Source organism: Georhizobium sp. MAB10, assembly GCF_045012825.1.
Lineage (GTDB): Bacteria > Pseudomonadota > Alphaproteobacteria > Rhizobiales > Rhizobiaceae > Georhizobium > Georhizobium profundi.
In genome coordinates this window covers 169,071-188,427 of the sequence record NZ_CP118314.1, presented here as the reverse complement: position 1 = coordinate 188,427, position 19,357 = coordinate 169,071, and the positions used below count along the sequence as shown (strand labels likewise).

The following is a 19,357-nucleotide window of genomic DNA, read 5'->3' as shown; positions in this document are numbered from 1 at the left end:
ACACTGTTTGTCGCAGCCCGCCTGAGACTTTTTGACACTTTTTAGCCCTTTCCGGCCTGGGAAATCATGACGACACAAGAAGCTGGTGAAACGATCGTGCTCATTCCGGCGCGAATGGCCTCTACCCGCCTGCCGGGAAAGCCGCTTGCGCCAATCGCCGGGCTGCCGATGATCGTGCAGGTTGCCATGCGGGCAATGGAAGCAAAAATCGGCCCCGTCGCCGTCTGTGCCGATACCGATGACGTGCGCGAAGCGGTGGAAGCCGCTGGCTTTCGCTTCATCATGACGGGCACGCAGCATCAGTCGGGGTCCGATCGCATCGCCGAGGCGCTGCAGACGCTGGATCCCGAAGGTCGCATCAAGCGCATCGTCAATCTGCAGGGCGACCTGCCGACCGTCGATCCTGAGAGCGTGGCTGCTGCGCTCCGGCCGCTCGACGATCCAGCCGTCGACATCGCGACGCTCGCCGTCGAAATCACCGAGGACGACGAACGCACGAATCCCAATGTGGTGAAGGTCGTTGGCACCGAAATCGCGCCGAACCGGCTTCGGGCACTTTATTTCACCCGCGCGACGGCACCCCATGGTGATGGTCCGCTCTATCACCACGTCGGCCTCTACGCCTACCGGCGCGAGGCGCTCACGCGTTTTGTGGCGCTCGGACCCTCGCCGCTGGAACTGCGCGAGAAGCTCGAGCAGTTGCGCGCGCTTGAAGCCGGCATGCGCATCGATGTCGAGATCGTCGACACGGTTCCGCTCGGCGTCGATACCCCGGCGGATCTTGCAAAGGCGCGGCGTCTGCTCGCCAGGACTGATAAGGACAATCAATGACCGAGATGACCGGCAAAATCGCCTTCCAGGGCGAATTCGGCGCCAATTCCGACATGGCGTGCCGCGACATGTTTCCGGAGATGGAACCGCTGCCCTGCGCGACCTTCGAGGACGCATTTGCCGCTGTAGAGGCCGGAGCGGCCGATCTCGCCATGATCCCGATCGAAAACACGATTGCCGGTCGCGTCGCCGATATCCATCATCTTCTGCCGGAATCCTCGCTTCACATCGTCGGCGAATATTTCATGCCGATCCATTTCCAGCTGATGGTCCTGCCCGACGCCGACATGGCGGACATCAAGACGGTGCACAGCCACATCCATGCGCTTGGCCAGTGCCGCCGGATCGTGCGCGAAAACAAGTGGAAGCCTGTCGTGGCCGGCGACACGGCCGGTGCGGCAAAGCTTGTTGCCGAGCGCGGCGATCCCACCATGGCGGCCTTCGCGCCGAGGCTCGCAGCCGATCTCTACGGGCTGAAGATCATCGCGGAGAATGTCGAGGATACCGAAACCAACGTGACACGGTTCATCGTCCTGTCGCGCGAAGCCCAGTGGGCGCCTCGCGGATCCAGCGACGACCTGATGGTGACGACGTTCATCTTCCGGGTGCGCAACCTGCCGGCCGCGCTCTACAAAGCGATGGGCGGTTTCGCGACCAACGGCGTGAACATGACGAAGCTCGAGAGCTATCAGCTCGGCGGCAAGTTCTTCGCCAGCCAGTTCTATGCCGACGTGCAGGGCCACCCGGACGACGACAATCTTGCCCGCGCGCTGGAGGAACTCGCCTTCTTCTCGCGCGAGATCAAGATCCTCGGCGTCTACCCGGCACACCCTTTCCGCGTCACCCAGATGGCGGAAGAGGAACTGGAGCAGGTTCAGGTACAAACGGCCAAATAGCGCCGCAAACGGCAGTGGTCGGGCTTAGCTCCGCGCCACCCAGTCGCGCAAGAGCCGGTTGGCGATGGTGCCATCCGGCGCCGTTGTCAGTTCGCCCTCGATTCGCTCTAAAAGGCGCACGGCCTCCTGCCGCGTGAACCAGCGGCAGTCCTCGAGCTCGTCACCGTCCATGGCAATGTCCATCGACAGCGCCTGCGCATAGAAGCCGACCATCATCGTATGCGGCATCGGCCAGGGCTGGCTGGCGTGATAACGCACCTGCCCGACCGAGATGCCGGACTCCTCGTGGGTTTCGCGCCGGACGGCGTCTTCCATGGTTTCGCCTGGTTCCAGAAAGCCGGCGAGGCAGGAATAGAAGCCCGGTGGGAAATGGGGGCTGCGCCCAAGCAGGCAGCGGTCCCCGGTCTCGTCGATGGCCAGCATGATGACGACGGGGTCGGTGCGCGGAAAAAGCGTCGTGCCGCAGCCGCCTTCCGTTTCGGGGCAGCGACGGCGGTAGCCGCCGGCCTCGCTGACGGTTCGGCCGCCGCACACGCCGCAAAATTGCGACGAAAGCGTCCAGTTCACCATCGCCGCACCCTGCGCGACGATGCCGACGGTTTCGTCCGGCAGCAGATGTTTCAGGTAGAGCCCACGCGGCGCCAGTGCTTCAAGCCCTTCGGGCAGCGTCTCGACATCGGCCTTGAGCGGCATCGCGACCTGCGCGACACCCTTGTCGTATCCGAGCAGAATGGCGTTTGGCCGATCCGGCGACAGCGCATCGAAGGCGCTGAGCGAACGGCCCGCTTGCGGCTCTCCCTGCCGGGTGTCGAGCAGAAGCTTGCCGCCGATGAAGCCGAAGATGCGCGTTTCGGGAGCCGACAGCGCATCCTCGAGGCATCCTGCCGGCCGCTTTTCCGAAAGCCGCTGCAGCCGGTTGCCGGCAAAGGCCACGCGGGCGCTGGGCTCGGCGCCGGTTCCGGTGAAGAGAGATGTCATGGGATCAGTCAAAGCTTTGCAAGAATGGAGGCGATGAGGCTGCGGGCGTCTTCTTTGTCATAAGGGGTGCGGGTGCCGACGCCCCAGACCGGGCCCGGCCAAGCCTCGTCGCCCTCGTTCCTGGCGATCACATGCATGTGGAGCTGGCGCACATGATTGCCAAGCGCGCCGATGTTCAGCTTGAGACAGCCCGTCGCGTCCTTCAGCGCCTTGCCAGCCATGCCGAGTTCGAAGGTCAGCATCGTCTGGTCGAGCGGTGAGAGGTCGTGCAGTTCGCTCATCCCGTCGCGTTGCGGCACCAGGATGATCCAGGGCCAGCGCGCATCGTTCATCAGCCGCACCTGGCACAGGCCAAGGCTTGCCATGGCGATGCTGTCGTTTTCGAGCCGCTCGTCGAGCGTGAAGGATGCCATACGCGTTACTCCGTGCCCGGCGCGCGCGGATGTGCGAACGGCCTTGCCGCATTTTTCGCGCGCCGCCTTGCAATTGGCAAGCCTTTGAACGATATCCGGGCCGGGAGGTTGGTGGTGGACGAACCACTCGCCAACCGGGTCAGGTCCGGAAGGAAGCAGCCCCAACGAGGAACGGTACGGGTCATCGTGCCAGCCTCCCACCTTGACCGCTCTGGTGCGCATGCAGTTGCGGCACCATGTGGCTCAAGAGGCTCCAGGCAACGCACCCCCGCGTTGACGCGCGGGCCTCGGCAGGGCCAAGATGGCGGCCACCCCAGCGAGGATGACGGAAGACGCCATGACCGCACCGATCGATCGCCGTGCAGACGGGACGCAGTGCGGCCGATGAGCGGCATCGAGCGCAGCATGTGGGACAAGGACACGTCCGCCGAAGCGAACGGCGGCGAGTACCGCGTACTCGCCCGCAAATACCGGCCGCGCGATTTCGACGATCTCATCGGCCAGCAGCCGATGGTGCAGACCCTCACCAACGCCTTCCAGTCGGGGCGCATCGCCCAGGCTTATATGCTGACCGGCGTCCGCGGTGTCGGAAAGACCACCACGGCGCGTATCCTGGCACGCGCACTGAACTACGAAACCGAGACCGTGCATGAGCCGTCGATCGACCTGCGCGTCTTCGGCGAACATTGCCGCGCGATCATCGAAGGCCGCCATGTCGACGTGATCGAGATGGACGCCGCCTCGCACACCGGCATCGACGATATCCGCGAAATCATCGAGCAGGTGCGCTATCGGCCGGTTTCGGCGCGCTACAAGGTCTACATCATCGACGAAGTGCACATGCTGTCGACGCAGGCTTTCAACGGCCTGTTGAAGACGCTGGAAGAACCGCCAGCGCATGTGAAATTCATTTTTGCGACGACCGAAATCCGCAAGGTGCCGATCACGGTTCTGTCCCGCTGCCAGCGCTTCGATCTGCGGCGCATCGATGTGGGTCTGCTCGTCGATCATTTCCGCCGCGTGGCCGAAGCCGAAGACGTACCGGCCGAAGATCTGGCGCTCGCCATGATCGCCCGTGCTGCCGAGGGGTCGGCGCGCGACGGCCTGTCCCTGATGGATCAGGCGATCGCCCATGGCGGCGGCCGGATCGAAGCGGAAGCCGTTCGCGCCATGCTCGGCCTTGCCGATCGCGGCCGCATCGTCGATCTGTTCGAACATGTCGCGCGTGGCGATGTTGCTGCGGCACTGTCTGAATTTGCAGGCCAGTACGAAGCCGGCGCCAATCCGCCGGTGGTGCTGACCGACCTTGCCGATTTCACGCATCTGGTCACGCGGCTGAAATTCGTGCCGGAAGCGGTCAACGATCCCTCCCTGTCCGAAACCGAGCGCACACGAGGCGCCGATTTTGCCGCTGGTCTCGGCGTGCCCGTTCTCTCGCGCCTGTGGCAGATGCTGCTGAAAGGCATCACCGAGACAGAGGCGTCCAACCGTCCTTACGCGACCGCGGAAATGGTGCTGATCAGGCTAGCCCATGCGGCGAGCCTGCCGTCTCCCGAAGATGCCGCGCGCCGCGCATTGGAGCGCGCCGACGAGCCTTCTGCGGAAGGCCGGACAACCGACGCGGCGCCTTCCCGACCCTCAGGCGGCGGCGGGGCATCCGCGTCGTCGTCGGCGGCATTGCAGGTCGCGCAGCCGCAGATGCGCACCCTGCCGCAGCAACAGCCGCGCCAGAACGGTGCGATCCTGCGGGCCGTGGCCTCGACGCCTGAGCCACAGCGGCAGGAGGCGCCTGCGCAAGCATCCGCTCCAGAGCCCATAAGCAACGCCGCAGCAGAGCCGACGCCTGCCGAGCAATCCGACGATGACGACTGGACGGGGCCGACCACGCTTGCGGAAATCGTGGCGCTTGCCGACGAGAACCGGGACATAAGGCTGAAAGTGCTTTTGCGGACGGCGTTACGCCCGGTTCGCATCGAGCCCGGCCGGATCGAGGCGGCGGTCGGCGGCGAAGCTCCCAAGACCTTCCTCAACGATCTGAGCGTGGCACTGGAGAAATGGACCGGCCGCCGCTGGATCGTGATGCTGAGCCGCGAAGAGGGCGAAGCGACGCTTGCCGAGCAGGAAACAGGCGCGCGCAATCTTCTCGTGCGGGATGCGAAGGAAGATCCGGACGTGGCCGCGATCCTTGCGCGCTTTCCGGGCGCGCGGATCACCGACGTCCGCATATCGACTGAAGGGGATGCGGATGCGGAGATCGCGCCGCAATCCGCCGAAGGGGATATCCTCCCCGATGCCGACGAGGCCGGCGACGACTAGAAGATGCTGTCCGTGACGGCGGCGAAAGAATGGAGACGATACGATGCGCGACATCATGGGCATGATGGGCAAGCTGAAGGAAATGCAGGACAAGATGGGCAGCCTGCAGGAAGAGATTGCAGCGCTCGAGGTGGAAGGCACCGCGGGCGGTGGTCTCGTGACCGTCAAGCTCAACGGCAAGGGCCACATGCTCGGCATGAAGGTCGACCCGTCCCTCTTCAAGGAAGAGGAGATCGAAGTCCTGGAAGACCTGATCATTGCCGCCCATAACGACGCCAAGGGCAAGGCCGAGGCCGAACTGCAGAAGCGCACCCAGGAACTGACCGCCGGGCTGCCGATCCCGCCCGGCATGAAGCTGCCTTTTTAGGCCGGACACACTCTTCGACCGCCTATTCATCAAATCGGTGATCGGCTAGACAACTGCCCATGGCAAAACGCGTCACCGGTCCCGAAATCGAACGTTTGATCCAGCTTCTGGCCCGTATTCCGGGCCTTGGGCCACGGTCTGCTCGGCGTGCGGCGTTACATCTCATCAAGAAGAAGGAGCCGCTGCTCGCGCCGCTTGCCGATGCTTTGGCGGTGGCGCGCGACAAGGTGGGCGTCTGCTCGCGCTGCGGTAATGTGGATACCGCCGACCCATGCGCGGTTTGCGCGGACCCGCAGCGGGATCAGTCGGTCATCATCGTCGTGGAAGATGTCGCCGATCTCTGGGCGCTGGAGCGCGCCGGCGCCATGAACGTCGCTTACCACGTGCTGGGCGGAACGCTGTCGCCGCTCGACGGGATCGGGCCCGATGATCTGAATATCGCCGGGCTCGTCGAGCGGGTTGCAGCCGGCGGCATCGTCGAGATCGTGTTGGCGGTCAACGCGACCGTCGAGGGACAGACGACGGCGCATTACATCACCGATCGCCTTGCCGGAATGGACGTAAAGATTACCCGACTCGCGCATGGAGTGCCCGTTGGAGGCGAGCTCGACTATCTCGACGAAGGCACGCTGTCTGCGGCACTTCGTGCGCGCACCAACTTCTAGCCAACTCCGAATGAAAAATGCCGCCACGGGAGAACCCGCGGCGGCATTTGGACGCAAGAACCGCTAGTTCGACTTAGCGATAGACGTAAACGATCTGGCGGCTGGCCGGATCGACGAGGACCGGCTGGCTGTTCACGTTCACGTAGCGATATTCGTAGTCCGGTACTTCACGCAGTTCGACCGTGTCCGGAACCTGTGCGCCAACGACGACTTCGCCTTCGAGATAGACGGGCTCTGCAGCGTTGCTGGTGACATAGGTCGTGACGGTTTCCGGCGGATCGATGACGCCAGCGGTCGTGCCGGCTGCGGCAGCGCCGGCTACGCCGCCGACGACTGCACCGATCGGACCGCCGATAAGGGCGCCAGCGACTGCGCCGGTTGCGCCACCCATGACGGCGCCATCGGTTGCGGAGCCTTCGTCATAGGTCGTGACCGGCACGCCGACATCCTGGTAGCGCTCCGTGACGACGACGGTCTCGCCCGACAGGTCAGCGGTGAGGTAGTCGGAATAAGCCCAGCCTTCGCCGCCGGCACCCGACACCTGGCACCACTTGGAGCCTTCGAGACAGCCATTGATCGTGGCCTGCTCACCGGTGTTGATGACGCCCGTCACCGGGAACTGAGGGCCAGGGCCCGAACGGATGTTGAGGTCAGCGGTGGCCGAAGCCGTCGTTTGTGCGAATGCGGCGCCCGATGCCAACAGCGCGGCACCGACGATTGTCGCGGACGCGATTTTCGTAAAACGGGTGGTCATGATCAGGAACTCCTTTGTGACGTTGTTCTTGTTGTTGTTCACGAGATTTTGTTCTTGTGTCCCTACGCGGCCTTAACGAATCGAATCCGGCTTCGTTCCCTGTCGCCTTCAGTCCGCCTTCACGCTTCGTTACGGTCGTGCAAGATGATTCGGGTTGCTCGAGGGGGAAGCACATGGTCCTGAGATTTGTGACGGCACTCGCCGCTTTGGTAGCGTTGGCGACCTCAGTTGCGGCCCAGTCTCGCGGCGACACGGAAGCACGGTTCCGCACCTTTTTGGAAAACGACATTCGCGCGGAGGCGGCGCGCGCAGGGGTGTCGGGCCAGACCTTCGCAGCAGCATTCAGTGGCGTGTCGCTCGATTGGGACCTGCCGGACCTCGTGGCGCCGGGCAGCGCACCGCCGGCAGAGCGGCGCCAGTCACAGGCGGAATTTCGCTCGCCCGCTGCATACTTCTCCGAACAGAGCCTGCAGGGTCTCGCGTCCAGTGGCCGTTCGCTCGCGCAGCGGTATCAGCCGGTCTTGCAGCAGATCGAGGCGCGTTATGGCGTTCCCGGTCATTTCCTGGTCGCGATCTGGGGTCGTGAATCCGGCTTCGGCCAGGCGGCAATTCCGCACTCGGCCATTCGGGTGCTGGCCACCAAGGCCTTCATGTCCACGCGTCCGGACCTCTTTCGCCGTGAACTGATCGCAGCCTTGCAGATACTCGAACGTGGCGACATTTCACCGGGCGCGATGAAGAGCTCCTGGGCCGGCGCCATGGGCCAGCCGCAGTTTCTGCCGTCGAGCTACCTAGAATATGCGGTCGATTTCGACGGCGACGGGCGCCGCGACATCTGGAATTCGGTGCCCGATGCACTCGCATCGATCGCGAACTATCTTGCCCAGAAGGGCTGGCAGCGCGGCCGTGATTGGGGCTTCGAAGTGGTGATACCCGACGGCGTCTCCTGTGCGCAGGAAGGCCCCGATCGTGCGCGGACGATTGCGGAGTGGGAGCAGACGGGCATCCGCCGCATTTCCGGAAATGCTTTTCCCGAGCATGAGCGCCGGGGTGCGGGGATGATGCTGGTGCCGGCCGGCCGGCATGGCCCGGAATTCATCGTGACCCCGAATTTCTACGTCTTCAAGGAATACAACAACTCCGACAACTACGCCCTCTTCGTCGGCAATCTCGGCGACCGTATTGCCTATGGGTCCGGCGGTTTTCGCGGCAGCTGGGGCAATGTCGGCACGATGTTGCGCTCCGATATCGCCACCATGCAGCGGTCGCTCGAGGGTGCTGGATATGATGTGGGCGGCGCCGATGGCCTTCCCGGCTTCAAGACGCGCCGATCGATCGGTGAGTGGCAGGCCCGCGCCGGGCGCGCGCCGACCTGCTTTCCCGATCGCGATCTGGTTTCGGCCATCCGATAGGTTCTTGCAATCGCAGGCTGCCTCGGTTCAACTGCCGCTACGTGATGAGGGAGTTGAATGCGGGTGAGCATGAGGAACGGGAACGCCGAGCGGCTGGCGGCTCGGATCGAGACGATGCGTGCCGATCTCGTGGCGTTGACTCAGGACCTCATCCGCATTCCGACGCTGAACCCGCCCGGCGAAAACTATCGCGATATCTGCGGGTATCTGGACAGGCGACTGACGGCCTCGGGCTTTGCAACGCAGTTGCTGCGCGCTGAAGGAACTCCGGGCGACAGCACGCGCTACCCGCGCTGGAACATCGTCGCGCGCCGCGAAGGCCGTGTGCCCGGCCAATGCGTTCACTTCAATTCCCATACGGACGTGGTCGAGACGGGCAAGGGCTGGACCGTCGATCCCTTCGGCGGGGTCGTCAAGGACGGGCGCGTCTACGGGCGCGGCGCCTGCGACATGAAGGGTGGCCTTGCCGCATCGATCATCGCGGCGGAAGCTTTCATCGCAGAGAACCCGGATTTTGCAGGCGCAATCGAGATTTCGGGTACGGCTGACGAGGAGACCGGCGGCTATGGCGGCGTCGCCTGGCTTGCCGAAAAAGGCTATTTCTCGCCCGAACGCGTCCAGCACGTCATCATTCCAGAACCGTTGAACAAGGATCGCGTCTGCCTCGGGCACCGCGGGGTCTGGTGGGCCGAGATCGAGACCAAGGGCAGGATCGCCCATGGATCGATGCCGTTTCTCGGCGACTGCGCGGTGCGCCACATGGGCGCGGTGATGCGGGCCATGGAGGACGATCTCTTCCCCAAGCTCGCGGCCAAATCGACGTCCATGCCCGTCGTGCCGGACGGTGCGCGCAACTCCACCATGAACATCAACTCGCTCCATGGCGGCCAGGCGGAGCCTGAAGCGGATTACACCGGCTTCCCGTCGGCCTGCGTGCCGGATTCGGCCCGCATGGTGGTCGATCGGCGCTATCTGATCGAGGAAAATGCCGAAGAGGTGCGCGGCGAGATCGTCGATCTTCTCGAGGGTCTGAAGGCCGGCCGCAAGGACTTCGATTACGCCTTGAAGGAACTCTGGCAGGTAAGCCCGACCATGACCGAGCGCGATGCGCCCGTGGTCGTGGCCGTCGCCGATGCCATCGAGACGGTGCTGAAGCGTCCGCCGGTCTACGTTGTGTCGCCCGGCACCTACGATCAGAAGCACATCGACCGCATCGGCAAGCTCAAGAACTGCATCGCCTACGGACCCGGCATCCTCGACCTGGCACACCAGCCGGATGAGTATGTGGGCATCGACGACATGGTGGAAAGCGCGACCATCATGGCGGTAGCGCTCGGCGACCTGCTTGCCGGCGGTGCCGCTTCGGCTAAGGTTGGAAAATGACGCCCGTGCCAAGGCCGGCGGGATCAACGGAGTGACGATCATGAGCAAGCGTTTCGCCATCGGTGCCGCGGCTGCGGCCCTTCTTCTCGGATCGACCGCCTTGGCCGGCGCGCAGGAAACCGGCGCGACGATCGGTATGCAACTGGAGCCGCCGAACCTCGATCCGACCGCGGGCGCCGCGGCTGCGATCGATGAGGTGGTCTATGCGAATGTGTTCGAGGGTCTGACGCGCTTTGCCGCCGATGGCACGATCGTTCCGGCGCTTGCGCGCGAATGGTCTATTTCGGACGATGGTCTTACCTACACCTTCACGCTCGCCGAGAATGTCACTTTTCATGATGGCTCGGCATTTGATGCCGATGATGTCGTCTTTTCGCTGACCCGTGCCATGGCCGAGGATTCGACCAATGCGCAAAAGGTTCTGTTCGAGGACATCGCCAGCGTCCAGGCGATCGATCCGGCGACGGTCGAGGTGACGCTCGGCGAACCGAATGGCTCGTTTCTGTTCAACATGGCCTGGGGCGATGCGGTGATCGTCGCAGAGGAAAGTGCCGGTTCGAACGCGACCAAGCCGGTCGGTACCGGGCCGTTCCGCTTCGAAAACTGGGTTCAGGGCGACAGCGTCACGCTGACCCGGTCCGAAACCTATTGGGGTGAGGCGCCCGCGCTTGAAACGGTGACCTTCAAGTTCATCGCCGACCCGACGGCTGCTTTCGCGGCAATGATGGCCGGCGATATCGATGCCTTCCCGAACTTCCCCGCGCCCGAAAACCTGGTCCAGTTCGAGGCCGATCCGCGCTTTGCCGTCATCATCGGCTCGACCGAAGGCGAGACGGTTCTCGGCATCAACAATTCCAAGGCGCCCTTCGATGATGTGCGCGTGCGCCAGGCGATCGCCCATGCGATCGACCGGCAGGCACTGATCGACGGCGCGCTCTTTGGCTACGGCACGCCGATCGGCAGCCATTTCGCACCGCATCATCCCGCCTACATCGACCTGACGGAGCAGTCGAACTACGACCCGGAGCGCGCGCGCGCGCTTCTCGAAGAGGCCGGCCTGTCGGATGGCATCAGCGTGACGCTGAAGCTGCCGCCACCGTCCTACGCCCGTCGCGGCGGCGAGATTATTGCTTCGCAGCTGCGCGAGGTGGGCATCGAGGCGGAGATCGTGGCGCTTGAATGGGCGCAATGGCTGGAGCAGGTCTTCACCAACGCCGATTTCGACCTGACGATCGTGTCCCATACCGAGCCGCTGGACATCAACATCTACGCCCGCGACGACTACTATTTCCGCTATCAGAGCGACGCTTTCAAAGCGATCATGACGGAGCTGGACGAGACCTCGGACGAGGCTGCCAGAAACGAGATCCTGCAGCGGGCTCAGCAACAGATCGCAGACGACTACGTGAACGCCTTCCTGTTCCAGTTGCCGAAGACAGGCGTTGCCGATGCCCGACTGAAGGGCATGTGGGAAAATGCCCCGACCCAGGCAAACGACATGACCGGCGTTTACTGGGAGGAGTAGCGCACGACGCCGGGGGCCGAAGATGACGGGCGTCGCCTTTAACGACCAGCCTGCCGTGGAGGCGGCGCTGCCCCGAGGCAGGATCGCATGCTGAGATATCTCGCGCGCCGGCTTCTGGTCCTTGCACTGACGATGTTCGCCGCGAGCATCGTCATCTTCCTTTTGATGAGCGTCGTGCCAGGCGATCCGGCCCAGTTCATGATGGGCATGAATGCCGACCAGGCGGCGCTGGCAGCTCTTCGCGGCGAACTCGGCCTCGATCGGCCGCTATTGCTCCGCTATCTGGAGTGGGTCGGGGGGTTGGTGGTCGGTGATTTCGGCCAATCCTACACCTACCGCGTGCCGGTCTCGCAGCTGATCCTCGACCGGATCGGCCTGTCGCTCCCGCTTGCCTTCCTGGCGCTTTTGCTGTCCGTCGTCATTGCCATTCCGGCGGCGCTGTTCGCGGCGCAGCGGCACAACAGAGCAGGCGACATCTCGGTGATGGGGCTGTCGCAGATCGGCATCGCGGTGCCGAACTTCTGGTTCGCGATGCTTCTGGTGCTTGTGTTCTCCGTCACGTTGCGCTGGTTTTCCGCCGGTGGTTTTCCCGGCTGGGACGCGGGTTTCGTGCCGGCCATGAAGGCGCTCACCTTGCCGGCGATCGCGCTGGCCCTGCCGCAGGCATCGATCCTTGCCAGGGTTCTGCGCTCCGCGCTGCTGGAGACGTTGGGTGAAGATTATATCCGCACGGCGCGTGCGAAGGGGCTTTCGCGCGGCCAGGCACTCAGACGGCACGCCTTCAGGAATGCACTGATCCCGGTGCTGACGATCATCGGCCTGCAGTTCTCGTTTCTGCTCGCCGGTGCCATCATCATCGAGAACGTCTTCTTCCTGCCGGGGCTCGGCCGGCTGGTGTTCCAGGGCATCACCCAGCGTGACCTGATCGTGGTGCAGAGCGTCGTGATCCTGCTGGTGTTCGCCGTCACGCTCGTCACCTTCCTGGTCGATATTGCCTATGCCTTGATCGATCCGCGACTGCGACGGGGAACGGTATGAGCGAGGCGTATTCTCACCGGCCGCGGCTGTACCTGCGCAATCCGTCGTTCCTCCTTGGCGCCACCCTGACTGCGATTTTCGTCGGCCTGGCGCTCGTCTCGCTCGTCTGGACACCCGCCGATATCGCGCGGCTGAACGTTTCGGCCCGCCTCTTGCCGCCGTCGCCCCAGAACTGGCTCGGCACCGATCATTATGGCCGCGACCTCCTGTCGATGATCATGGTGGGCGCCCGGACCTCGATCGCCGTGGCGTTGATCGCGGTCGGCGTCGGCATGGTGATCGGGGTGCCGCTCGGTCTGTGGGCGGCGGCACGGCGTGGCGGGTGGATCGACGAGCTCATCATGCGGTTCAACGATCTGGTCTTCGCCTTTCCGGCGCTGCTGCTCGCCATCATGATCACCGCCGTCTTCGGCCCGGGCGCGGTGAACGCGATCGTCGCGATCGGCATCTTCAACATCCCGGTCTTTGCGCGCTTGGCGCGGGCAGGCGCGTTGTCGCTCTGGACGCGGGACTTCATCATGGCGGCGCGTGTCGCCGGCAAAGGGGCGGTGCGGATCTCGATCGAGCACATCCTCCCCAACATCGCGAACCTTCTGATCGTCCAGGCGACGATCCAGTTCTCGCTCGGCATTCTGGCCGAAGCGGGGCTCTCTTATGTCGGCCTCGGCGCGCAGCCGCCGCTCGCCAGCTGGGGCCGGATGCTTGCCGACTCTCAGACGATGATCGCGCTGGCGCCACAACTGGCCTTGATCCCGGGGCTGGCGATCGTGCTTACCGTGCTCGGCCTCAATCTTTTGGGCGACGGCCTGCGCGATCTCACCGACCCGCGCATGGAAGCGGCGAGGCGCTGATGAGCGGCAGTGCATCCCTGCTGGCCGTCCACGATCTCAGCCTCTCGATCGGCGGCACACCCATCCTCGAAAAGGTGGGCTTCGACATCCCGCACGGCTCGATCTTCGGCCTCGTCGGCGAATCCGGGTCCGGCAAGTCTCTGACAGCCATGAGCGCCATGCGCCTCCTGCCGGCAGGCGCCCTCCTCTCGGGCAGCATCAAACTTGCCGGGCGCGAGCTTATCGGACTGCCCGAAGACACGATGTGCCATTTGCGCGGCAACGAGATCGGCATGATCTTTCAGGAGCCAATGACGGCGCTCAATCCGCTGCATACGATCGGTCAGCAGGTCGCAGAAACGATCCGCATCCATACCGATCGTAGCCGCAAGGACGCGCTCGATACCGCGCGAGAGACGCTGGCGCGCGTGGGGCTGCCGGGCGACCGTTTCCCGCTCGACCGCTATCCGCATGAGCTCTCCGGTGGCCAGCGCCAGCGCGTCGGGATCGCCATCGCCATTGCGCTGAAGCCCAAGCTGCTGATCGCGGACGAACCGACGACCGCGCTCGACGTGACGACGCAGGCGCAGATCCTTCAGCTGCTGAAGACGCTTGTGGTCGAAGACGGGATCGGCCTCATGCTGATCACCCATGATCTCGCGGTCGTTGCCGACATGGCGGATCGGATCGGCGTGATGGAGGCGGGTCGGATCGTCGAATGCGCGGAGACCGCAGACCTCTTTCAGCACACACAGTACCCCTATACGCAGCGCCTTCTCGCTGCCTCGCGCCATGTCCCGAAACGGCGGGCCTATGTGCCGCAGCAGGGCGATGTTCCGCTGCTGAAGGTCGATAATCTGGTGCGTGATTACGCGCCGAACACTCTGTTCTCGCGCGGGGCCAAGTCCGTCCGCGCGGTCGATGATGTCAGCTTTGCTATTTTCCCTGGCGAGAATGTCGGTTTGGTGGGGGAATCGGGCTGCGGGAAATCGACATTAGCGCGTGCGCTGCTCGGCCTGGAAGTGCTGCAAGGCGGTCATATCGCGCTGCGGAGCAAGCCGTTTGCCCAAGCGGGCAAACGACCGGCAGCCGATCAGCGCCGGCTTATCCAGGTGGTGTTCCAGGACCCCTATGGCTCCTTCAATCCACGCCATCGTGTGGATCGGCTCGTTGCCGAGCCGCTGCACCTCCTGAACGAGAAGCCTTCCGATCTCGAAAGACGCCGCAAAGTCGGTGCTGTGCTGGAGGCGGTAGGTCTGGCGGCCGATGCGGGCAAGCGCTTCATTCACGAGTTTTCGGGCGGTCAGCGCCAACGCATTGCGATCGCCCGCGCGCTGATCGTCGAGCCGAAGCTGGTCATCCTGGACGAGGCGGTTTCCGCGCTCGACGTCTCGATCCGCGCCCAGATCCTCGATTTGCTTGCCGATCTCTCCAGCCGGCTATCGGTGTCCTACCTGTTCATCTCGCACGATCTCTCCGTGGTACGCGCAATCACCGACCGGCTGATGGTGATGCGGGACGGGCGGATCGTGGAAGAAGGGCCGACAAACGACGTGTTCGCGTCGCCGAAACACCCTTACACGGCCGAGCTCCTAGCGGCTGCGCCCGATCTCGGTTCTGCACTTTTAGCGCGAGGTGTTGATCTGGATCAAATTTCCCGACCATCTTTGGTATGAGGGCAAAACGGCCGTTTCGGCTAATTCCTGCCGATGTCCATTAAGTATTCGGCAACACCTGAACTACATCCTATGCGGGTGGATTTCAGCGGATGGGTTCGGGGCCCGCCGCGTGCATGATGCCGGCGAAATCACCATCGGCTGTCCGATATGCCTTCTCATCGCAGTCGTTTCGGGGATGCCGCATGGCACAGGGCACGGACGCGCTCAACGAGCGCTTGGACTTCATTGGCATCGACAAGGCCGCGCGCGATCGGATGCGGAGCCTGCAGCCGATCATCGCCGCAGTGATCGGCGACGCCATGGCGAAATTCTACGACAAGGTTCGCGCCACCCCGCAGACCAGCCAGTTCTTCTCCAACGAAGGCCAGATGAAGGGTGCGAAGGCGCGGCAGGAAAGCCATTGGGATGTGATCGCGAAGGCCGAATATGATGCGTCCTATGTGGACGGCGTCAACAAGGTCGGCCGTGCGCATGCCAGACTGGGACTGGAGCCCCGCTGGTACATCGGCGGCTATGCGCTCGTCATCGAGGATCTGATCGCCAGCATCGTGCGGGAACGCTGGCCGTCGCGCTTTGGCCGATCCGGCCGCGCGCCGCTTGCGGCCGACATTGCCGTCGTGGTGAAAGCCGCGCTCCTCGACATGGACTATGCCATCTCGGTCTATCTCGAAACGCTCGCCAACGAGCGCAAAGCAGCCGAAGAAGCGCGGCTGAAGACGGAAGAGGATCAGTCGGTCGCCATGGCCGCGTTCGGCCGCGCGCTCCAGGCGCTGGCGGAAGGCGATCTGCAAAGCCGCATGCCCAGTGATCTGCCGGAGAATTTCCGCGGGATGGCGAACGACTACAACAACGCGGTCCAGTCCCTGAAAGGCACGATATCGGATGCGCGCGGGGCAGCCGATCAGATCTCGATCGGCGCCGACAGCATTGCCCAGGCCGCCGACGATTTGTCGCATCGTACCGAACAGCAGGCAGCGAGCCTGGAGGAAAGCTCCGCCGCACTCCATCAGTTGACAGAGAGCGTCAAAGTGACGGCGGCCAGCGCACAAAAGGCTGCTCACGTCGTGGACAAGGCCAAGGAAGAAGCGGATCGCTCGGGCGAGGTCGTCGCCAAGGCGGTCGGCGCCATGGGGGCTATCGAGACCTCATCGGACGAGATCGCCAAGATCATCGTGGTGATCGACGAAATCGCGTTCCAGACCAATCTCCTGGCATTGAACGCAGGCGTCGAGGCAGCACGCGCCGGTGACGCGGGTCGTGGCTTCGCGGTCGTCGCACAGGAAGTGCGCGAACTGGCTCAGCGCTGCGCCGCCGCCGCCAAGGAAATCAAGGGCCTGATCACCATCTCGTCCGAGCAGGTGCGCTCCGGCGTGACGCTGGTGGATTCCACAGGAGAAGCCCTGAACTCGATCATTCATCGCATCTCAGACATCAATGCGCTGGTGACGGAGATCGCTTCCGCTGCGCGCGAACAGTCGACCGGCCTGGCCGAGGTCAACAGCGCCATCAACCAGATGGACGAGATCACGCAGCGCAACGCAGCCATGGTGGAAGAAACGACGGCCGAAACGCACGCGCTGAGAGGCGAGGCCGTGCGCCTTACCGAGCAGATGGCCCAGTTTCGCATCGAAGCCGCCCGCGAGCAGGTGGCAGCAAGCCGCCGACCCCGCTCCTTCGCGGCCTGATCAACTGAGGCGGTATCAGCTGCTGATGATCTGGTAGCAGATGCTCGTGACGCCAGCGCTGACGAAGCCAAGTTCGCTGGCAGCCGCGCGGGAGACGTCGATGACCCGGTTCTTGATGAAAGGACCGCGGTCGTTGATGCGCACGACGACCGAACGGCCATTGTTCTGATTGATCACGCGGACCTTGGTGCCGAAGCGCAGATTGCGGTGGGCGGCGGTTAGCTTGCCCGGATCCATCTGTTCGCCCGAAGCGGTCATGGATGTGAGCGCGTACCATGAAGCGCGCCCGCATTGTTCCTGGGCCTGTGCGACATTCCCCGAAGATGGTGGCAGAATGGGTGCGAACGCAGCGATAGCGGCTGCTGCGGCCGAAACCTTTAGAAATTTCATAAACAATTACCCCGTTGACCCTTGCGAGGAACGGGGCAAATGGGGCGAGAACCGGGCACGCCCGGTCACGCTCTGAATCGGAATATTACTGTGCCGGCAAAGGGTTGCCGGTCAATCTTTCCGTATTTGCTAAAGAGCGGAGCGCGGTGCGGTAATCGGGAAAGCGGAAAACGTAGCCAGTTTCCTTCAACCGAACGTTCGAAACGCGCTTGTTCTCGTCATAGAAACTACGAGCCATGGGAGAAAGTTCCGCCGTGTCGAAATCCTGTTCCGGCGGCGGTTGCACGCTCAGCAGATCGGCAGCGAATGCGACGACATCCTGGGGCGGAGCCGGTTCGTCGTCAGTCACGTTGAAGATCCCGGCCGCTTCATGCGCCATCAAATGGCGCGTTGCCCCGGCGATGTCTTCGACATGGATGCGATTGAACACTTGGCCAGGCTTGATCAGCCGCTTGGCGGTGCCGTTTTGCAGGTTGAGAATGGCGTTGCGACCCGGCCCGTAGATGCCGGAAAGGCGCAGGATCGCTACGGGCAGATGGGCGCTCACACCCGCGTCGCACCATGCGGTTTCGGCGGTCAGACGCATGATCGATCGATCGGAGACCGGATGGCAGTCGGAGGCCTCGTCCACCCAGGCCCCTTCATGGTCTCCATAGACCCCAACGGTCGAGAGATAGGCGACCCAACGCAACGCGGGAAAGTGAGTCTTGAGATCGTTGCCGATCAGGCCGAGCAGCGGATCACCCATCTCGCCAGGCGCGATCGACTGCACGAGATGCGTCGTCCTCTGCATCGCCGCCGCAAGCTCGTCCGAAAGGGTCGTGCCGTCGAACAGAAAGGGCTCCATGCCGGACGAGCGCAGCGCCTCGAACTTGCCGCTACTGCGGGTGGTGCCGCCGATCCATTCGGCCCGCCCGTTGAAAGCTTTCGCGATGGCCTGGCCGGAATAGCCGGCGCCGAAAATGAGCAAGCGGGGTTTCATCAGATGGTCTCCTGCAGTGTCTGCCGGTCCAGTGCGCGCGTCCATTCGGCGCGCACGACGGGGTCGGCTTCCGATTCGAGATGATGTCCGGCCTTGTGACGCAGCGTCCCCGCGTCAGCGAGCTCGGCCGTGGCCCACACAGCCATAGCCCTCACCAGCGGCGAGGGATCGGCGAGAAGTGGGTCGCAATGTGCCGACAGTTCGGCAAGGCCGCTGTTTCCGGCAGCGATCAGCACATTGCGGACAAAACGGTCCCGCCCGATGCGCTTGATCGGTGAGCCGGCAAAGTGCTGGCGAAAGGTGGCGTCGTCCAGAGACAGAAGATCGGCGATGGAAGGCGCCTTGAGGTCGTCCCGCGCCTTGAGCTTGGCTTCGCGCGCCGTCTCCGCAAACTTGTTCCACGGGCAGACGGCCAGGCAGTCGTCGCAGCCATAGATGCGGTTGCCGATCGGCCGGCGAAACTCTTCGGGGATCGTCCCTTTGTGCTCGATGGTGAGGTAGGAGATGCACCGGCGCGCATCGAGCTGATAGGGGGCCGGAAAGGCGCTGGTCGGGCAGATGTCGAGGCAGGCGCGGCAGGAGCCGCAATGGTTGCTTTCAGCCTCGTCGGCGATAAGCTCGGCGGTGGTGAAGATCGACCCCAGGAACAGCCAGGACCCGAATTCGCGACTGACGAGATTGGTGTGCTTGCCTTGCCAGCCGAGGCCAGCCTTTTCGGCAAGCGGCTTTTCCATGACGGGTGCGGTATCGACGAAGACCTTGACGTCGGCGCCGGCGCGCGAGGCGAATTTCTGCGCGACCGTCTTCAGCTTGCCCTTGATGACATCATGGTAATCGCGGTTCTGGGCATAGACTGAGATCGCTGCCCGGTCCGGAAATGCGAGATTGGCGAGAGGGTCATGCTCCGGGCCGTAGTTCATCGCCAGCATGATGACGGAGCGCACATCTGGCCAGAGCACACGGGGATCGCCGCGCCGCTCGGCCGTCTCCGCCATCCAGTCCATGGTCGCGTGCCGACCCTCGGCGATGAAGCTGGCAAGATGTCCGGCTGCGCTCTCGATCGCGTCCGGCGCAACGATGCGCACGGCGTCGAAGCCTTCCGCAAGCGCGGCCTGACGAACAAGCCGAGCAAGCTCGGTCGCCTCAAGGTTATTCGTGTTGCTGGACGATGGCCGATTGGCCAGGCGCGATGCCATCGTGATCTGCCGCTTCG

Annotated in this window: 18 protein-coding genes and 1 other RNA gene; 13 read left to right on the top strand and 6 right to left on the bottom strand. The window is 63.7% G+C overall.

Annotated elements, in window-relative coordinates; genetic code table 11:
* Positions 1–66: 66 nt before the first annotated feature.
* Positions 67–831, top strand: a complete 765-nt coding sequence (locus PU133_RS00910) for a 3-deoxy-manno-octulosonate cytidylyltransferase (protein ID WP_404863121.1) — start codon at positions 67–69, stop codon at positions 829–831.
* On the top strand, positions 828–1,727 hold the full coding sequence (locus tag PU133_RS00905; RefSeq protein WP_404863120.1) for a prephenate dehydratase: 900 nt from the start codon (positions 828–830) through the stop codon (positions 1,725–1,727). Before PU133_RS00910 ends, PU133_RS00905 begins: the two co-directional genes overlap by 4 nt.
* Before the next feature lie 24 nt (positions 1,728–1,751).
* Here the strand turns inward: PU133_RS00905 and nudC are convergent, their stop codons facing one another.
* A complete protein-coding gene (gene nudC, locus PU133_RS00900; RefSeq protein ID WP_126006933.1) occupies positions 1,752–2,705 on the bottom strand; it encodes an NAD(+) diphosphatase in 954 nt (317 codons plus the stop codon).
* A gap of 8 nt (positions 2,706–2,713) precedes the next feature.
* On the bottom strand, positions 2,714–3,118 hold the full coding sequence (locus PU133_RS00895) for an HIT domain-containing protein (protein WP_126006931.1): 405 nt from the start codon (positions 3,116–3,118) through the stop codon (positions 2,714–2,716).
* 103 nt (positions 3,119–3,221) lie between these two features.
* Between PU133_RS00895 and ffs the strand changes: the two genes are divergently transcribed.
* The 4 genes from ffs (at position 3,222) to recR (ending at position 6,466) form a co-directional block, all read left to right on the top strand.
* Positions 3,222–3,319: signal recognition particle sRNA small type (gene ffs / locus PU133_RS00890), an RNA gene on the top strand.
* Between the two features lie 183 nt (positions 3,320–3,502).
* Complete coding sequence (locus tag PU133_RS00885) at positions 3,503–5,434, top strand: DNA polymerase III subunit gamma/tau (protein ID WP_404863119.1); 1,932 nt, start codon at positions 3,503–3,505, stop codon at positions 5,432–5,434.
* A 43-nt stretch (positions 5,435–5,477) separates the two neighbouring features.
* Positions 5,478–5,801, top strand: a complete 324-nt coding sequence (locus tag PU133_RS00880; RefSeq protein WP_404863118.1) for a YbaB/EbfC family nucleoid-associated protein — start codon at positions 5,478–5,480, stop codon at positions 5,799–5,801.
* A gap of 59 nt (positions 5,802–5,860) precedes the next feature.
* Positions 5,861–6,466 carry a recombination mediator RecR gene (gene recR, locus PU133_RS00875; RefSeq protein ID WP_404863117.1) on the top strand — a complete coding sequence of 202 codons (606 nt, stop codon included), beginning with the start codon at positions 5,861–5,863 and terminating at the stop codon, positions 6,464–6,466.
* 73 nt (positions 6,467–6,539) lie between these two features.
* Here recR and PU133_RS00870 read toward each other — a convergent pair whose 3' ends face one another.
* Complete coding sequence (locus PU133_RS00870) at positions 6,540–7,220, bottom strand: DUF1236 domain-containing protein (protein ID WP_404863116.1); 681 nt, start codon at positions 7,218–7,220, stop codon at positions 6,540–6,542.
* 173 nt (positions 7,221–7,393) lie between these two features.
* Between PU133_RS00870 and PU133_RS00865 the strand changes: the two genes are divergently transcribed.
* From PU133_RS00865 to PU133_RS00835, 7 genes are all read left to right on the top strand, one after another.
* Positions 7,394–8,632, top strand: a complete 1,239-nt coding sequence (locus PU133_RS00865) for a lytic murein transglycosylase (RefSeq protein ID WP_404863115.1) — start codon at positions 7,394–7,396, stop codon at positions 8,630–8,632.
* Between the two features lie 69 nt (positions 8,633–8,701).
* Positions 8,702–10,015, top strand: coding sequence for an acetylornithine deacetylase/succinyl-diaminopimelate desuccinylase family protein (locus PU133_RS00860; RefSeq protein ID WP_404864610.1), 1,314 nt, complete (start codon positions 8,702–8,704; stop codon positions 10,013–10,015).
* A gap of 40 nt (positions 10,016–10,055) precedes the next feature.
* The gene (locus PU133_RS00855) at positions 10,056–11,540 is read left to right on the top strand and encodes an ABC transporter substrate-binding protein (protein ID WP_404863114.1); all 1,485 of its coding nucleotides are present in this window, start codon (positions 10,056–10,058) and stop codon (positions 11,538–11,540) included.
* Between the two features lie 87 nt (positions 11,541–11,627).
* Positions 11,628–12,578 (top strand): ABC transporter permease, encoded by a 951-nt coding sequence (locus tag PU133_RS00850; RefSeq protein WP_404863113.1) that lies wholly within the window; start codon positions 11,628–11,630, stop codon positions 12,576–12,578.
* Entirely contained in the window at positions 12,575–13,429 is an 855-nt protein-coding gene (locus PU133_RS00845; protein ID WP_404863112.1) for an ABC transporter permease, read from the top strand. Before PU133_RS00850 ends, PU133_RS00845 begins: the two co-directional genes overlap by 4 nt.
* Positions 13,429–15,084, top strand: coding sequence for an ABC transporter ATP-binding protein (locus tag PU133_RS00840; RefSeq protein ID WP_404863111.1), 1,656 nt, complete (start codon positions 13,429–13,431; stop codon positions 15,082–15,084). The genes PU133_RS00845 and PU133_RS00840 overlap by 1 nt, the downstream gene beginning before the upstream one ends.
* A gap of 185 nt (positions 15,085–15,269) precedes the next feature.
* A complete protein-coding gene (locus tag PU133_RS00835; RefSeq protein WP_404863110.1) occupies positions 15,270–16,772 on the top strand; it encodes a methyl-accepting chemotaxis protein in 1,503 nt (500 codons plus the stop codon).
* Between the two features lie 15 nt (positions 16,773–16,787).
* Here PU133_RS00835 and PU133_RS00830 read toward each other — a convergent pair whose 3' ends face one another.
* From PU133_RS00830 to queG, 3 genes are all read right to left on the bottom strand, one after another.
* The gene (locus PU133_RS00830; protein WP_126006909.1) at positions 16,788–17,162 is read right to left on the bottom strand and encodes a septal ring lytic transglycosylase RlpA family protein; all 375 of its coding nucleotides are present in this window, start codon (positions 17,160–17,162) and stop codon (positions 16,788–16,790) included.
* Between the two features lie 85 nt (positions 17,163–17,247).
* Entirely contained in the window at positions 17,248–18,144 is an 897-nt protein-coding gene (locus PU133_RS00825; protein WP_404863109.1) for an NAD-dependent epimerase/dehydratase family protein, read from the bottom strand.
* Positions 18,144–19,340 (bottom strand): tRNA epoxyqueuosine(34) reductase QueG, encoded by a 1,197-nt coding sequence (queG, locus tag PU133_RS00820; RefSeq protein ID WP_404863108.1) that lies wholly within the window; start codon positions 19,338–19,340, stop codon positions 18,144–18,146. Before queG ends, PU133_RS00825 begins: the two co-directional genes overlap by 1 nt.
* Positions 19,341–19,357: the final 17 nt, after the last annotated feature.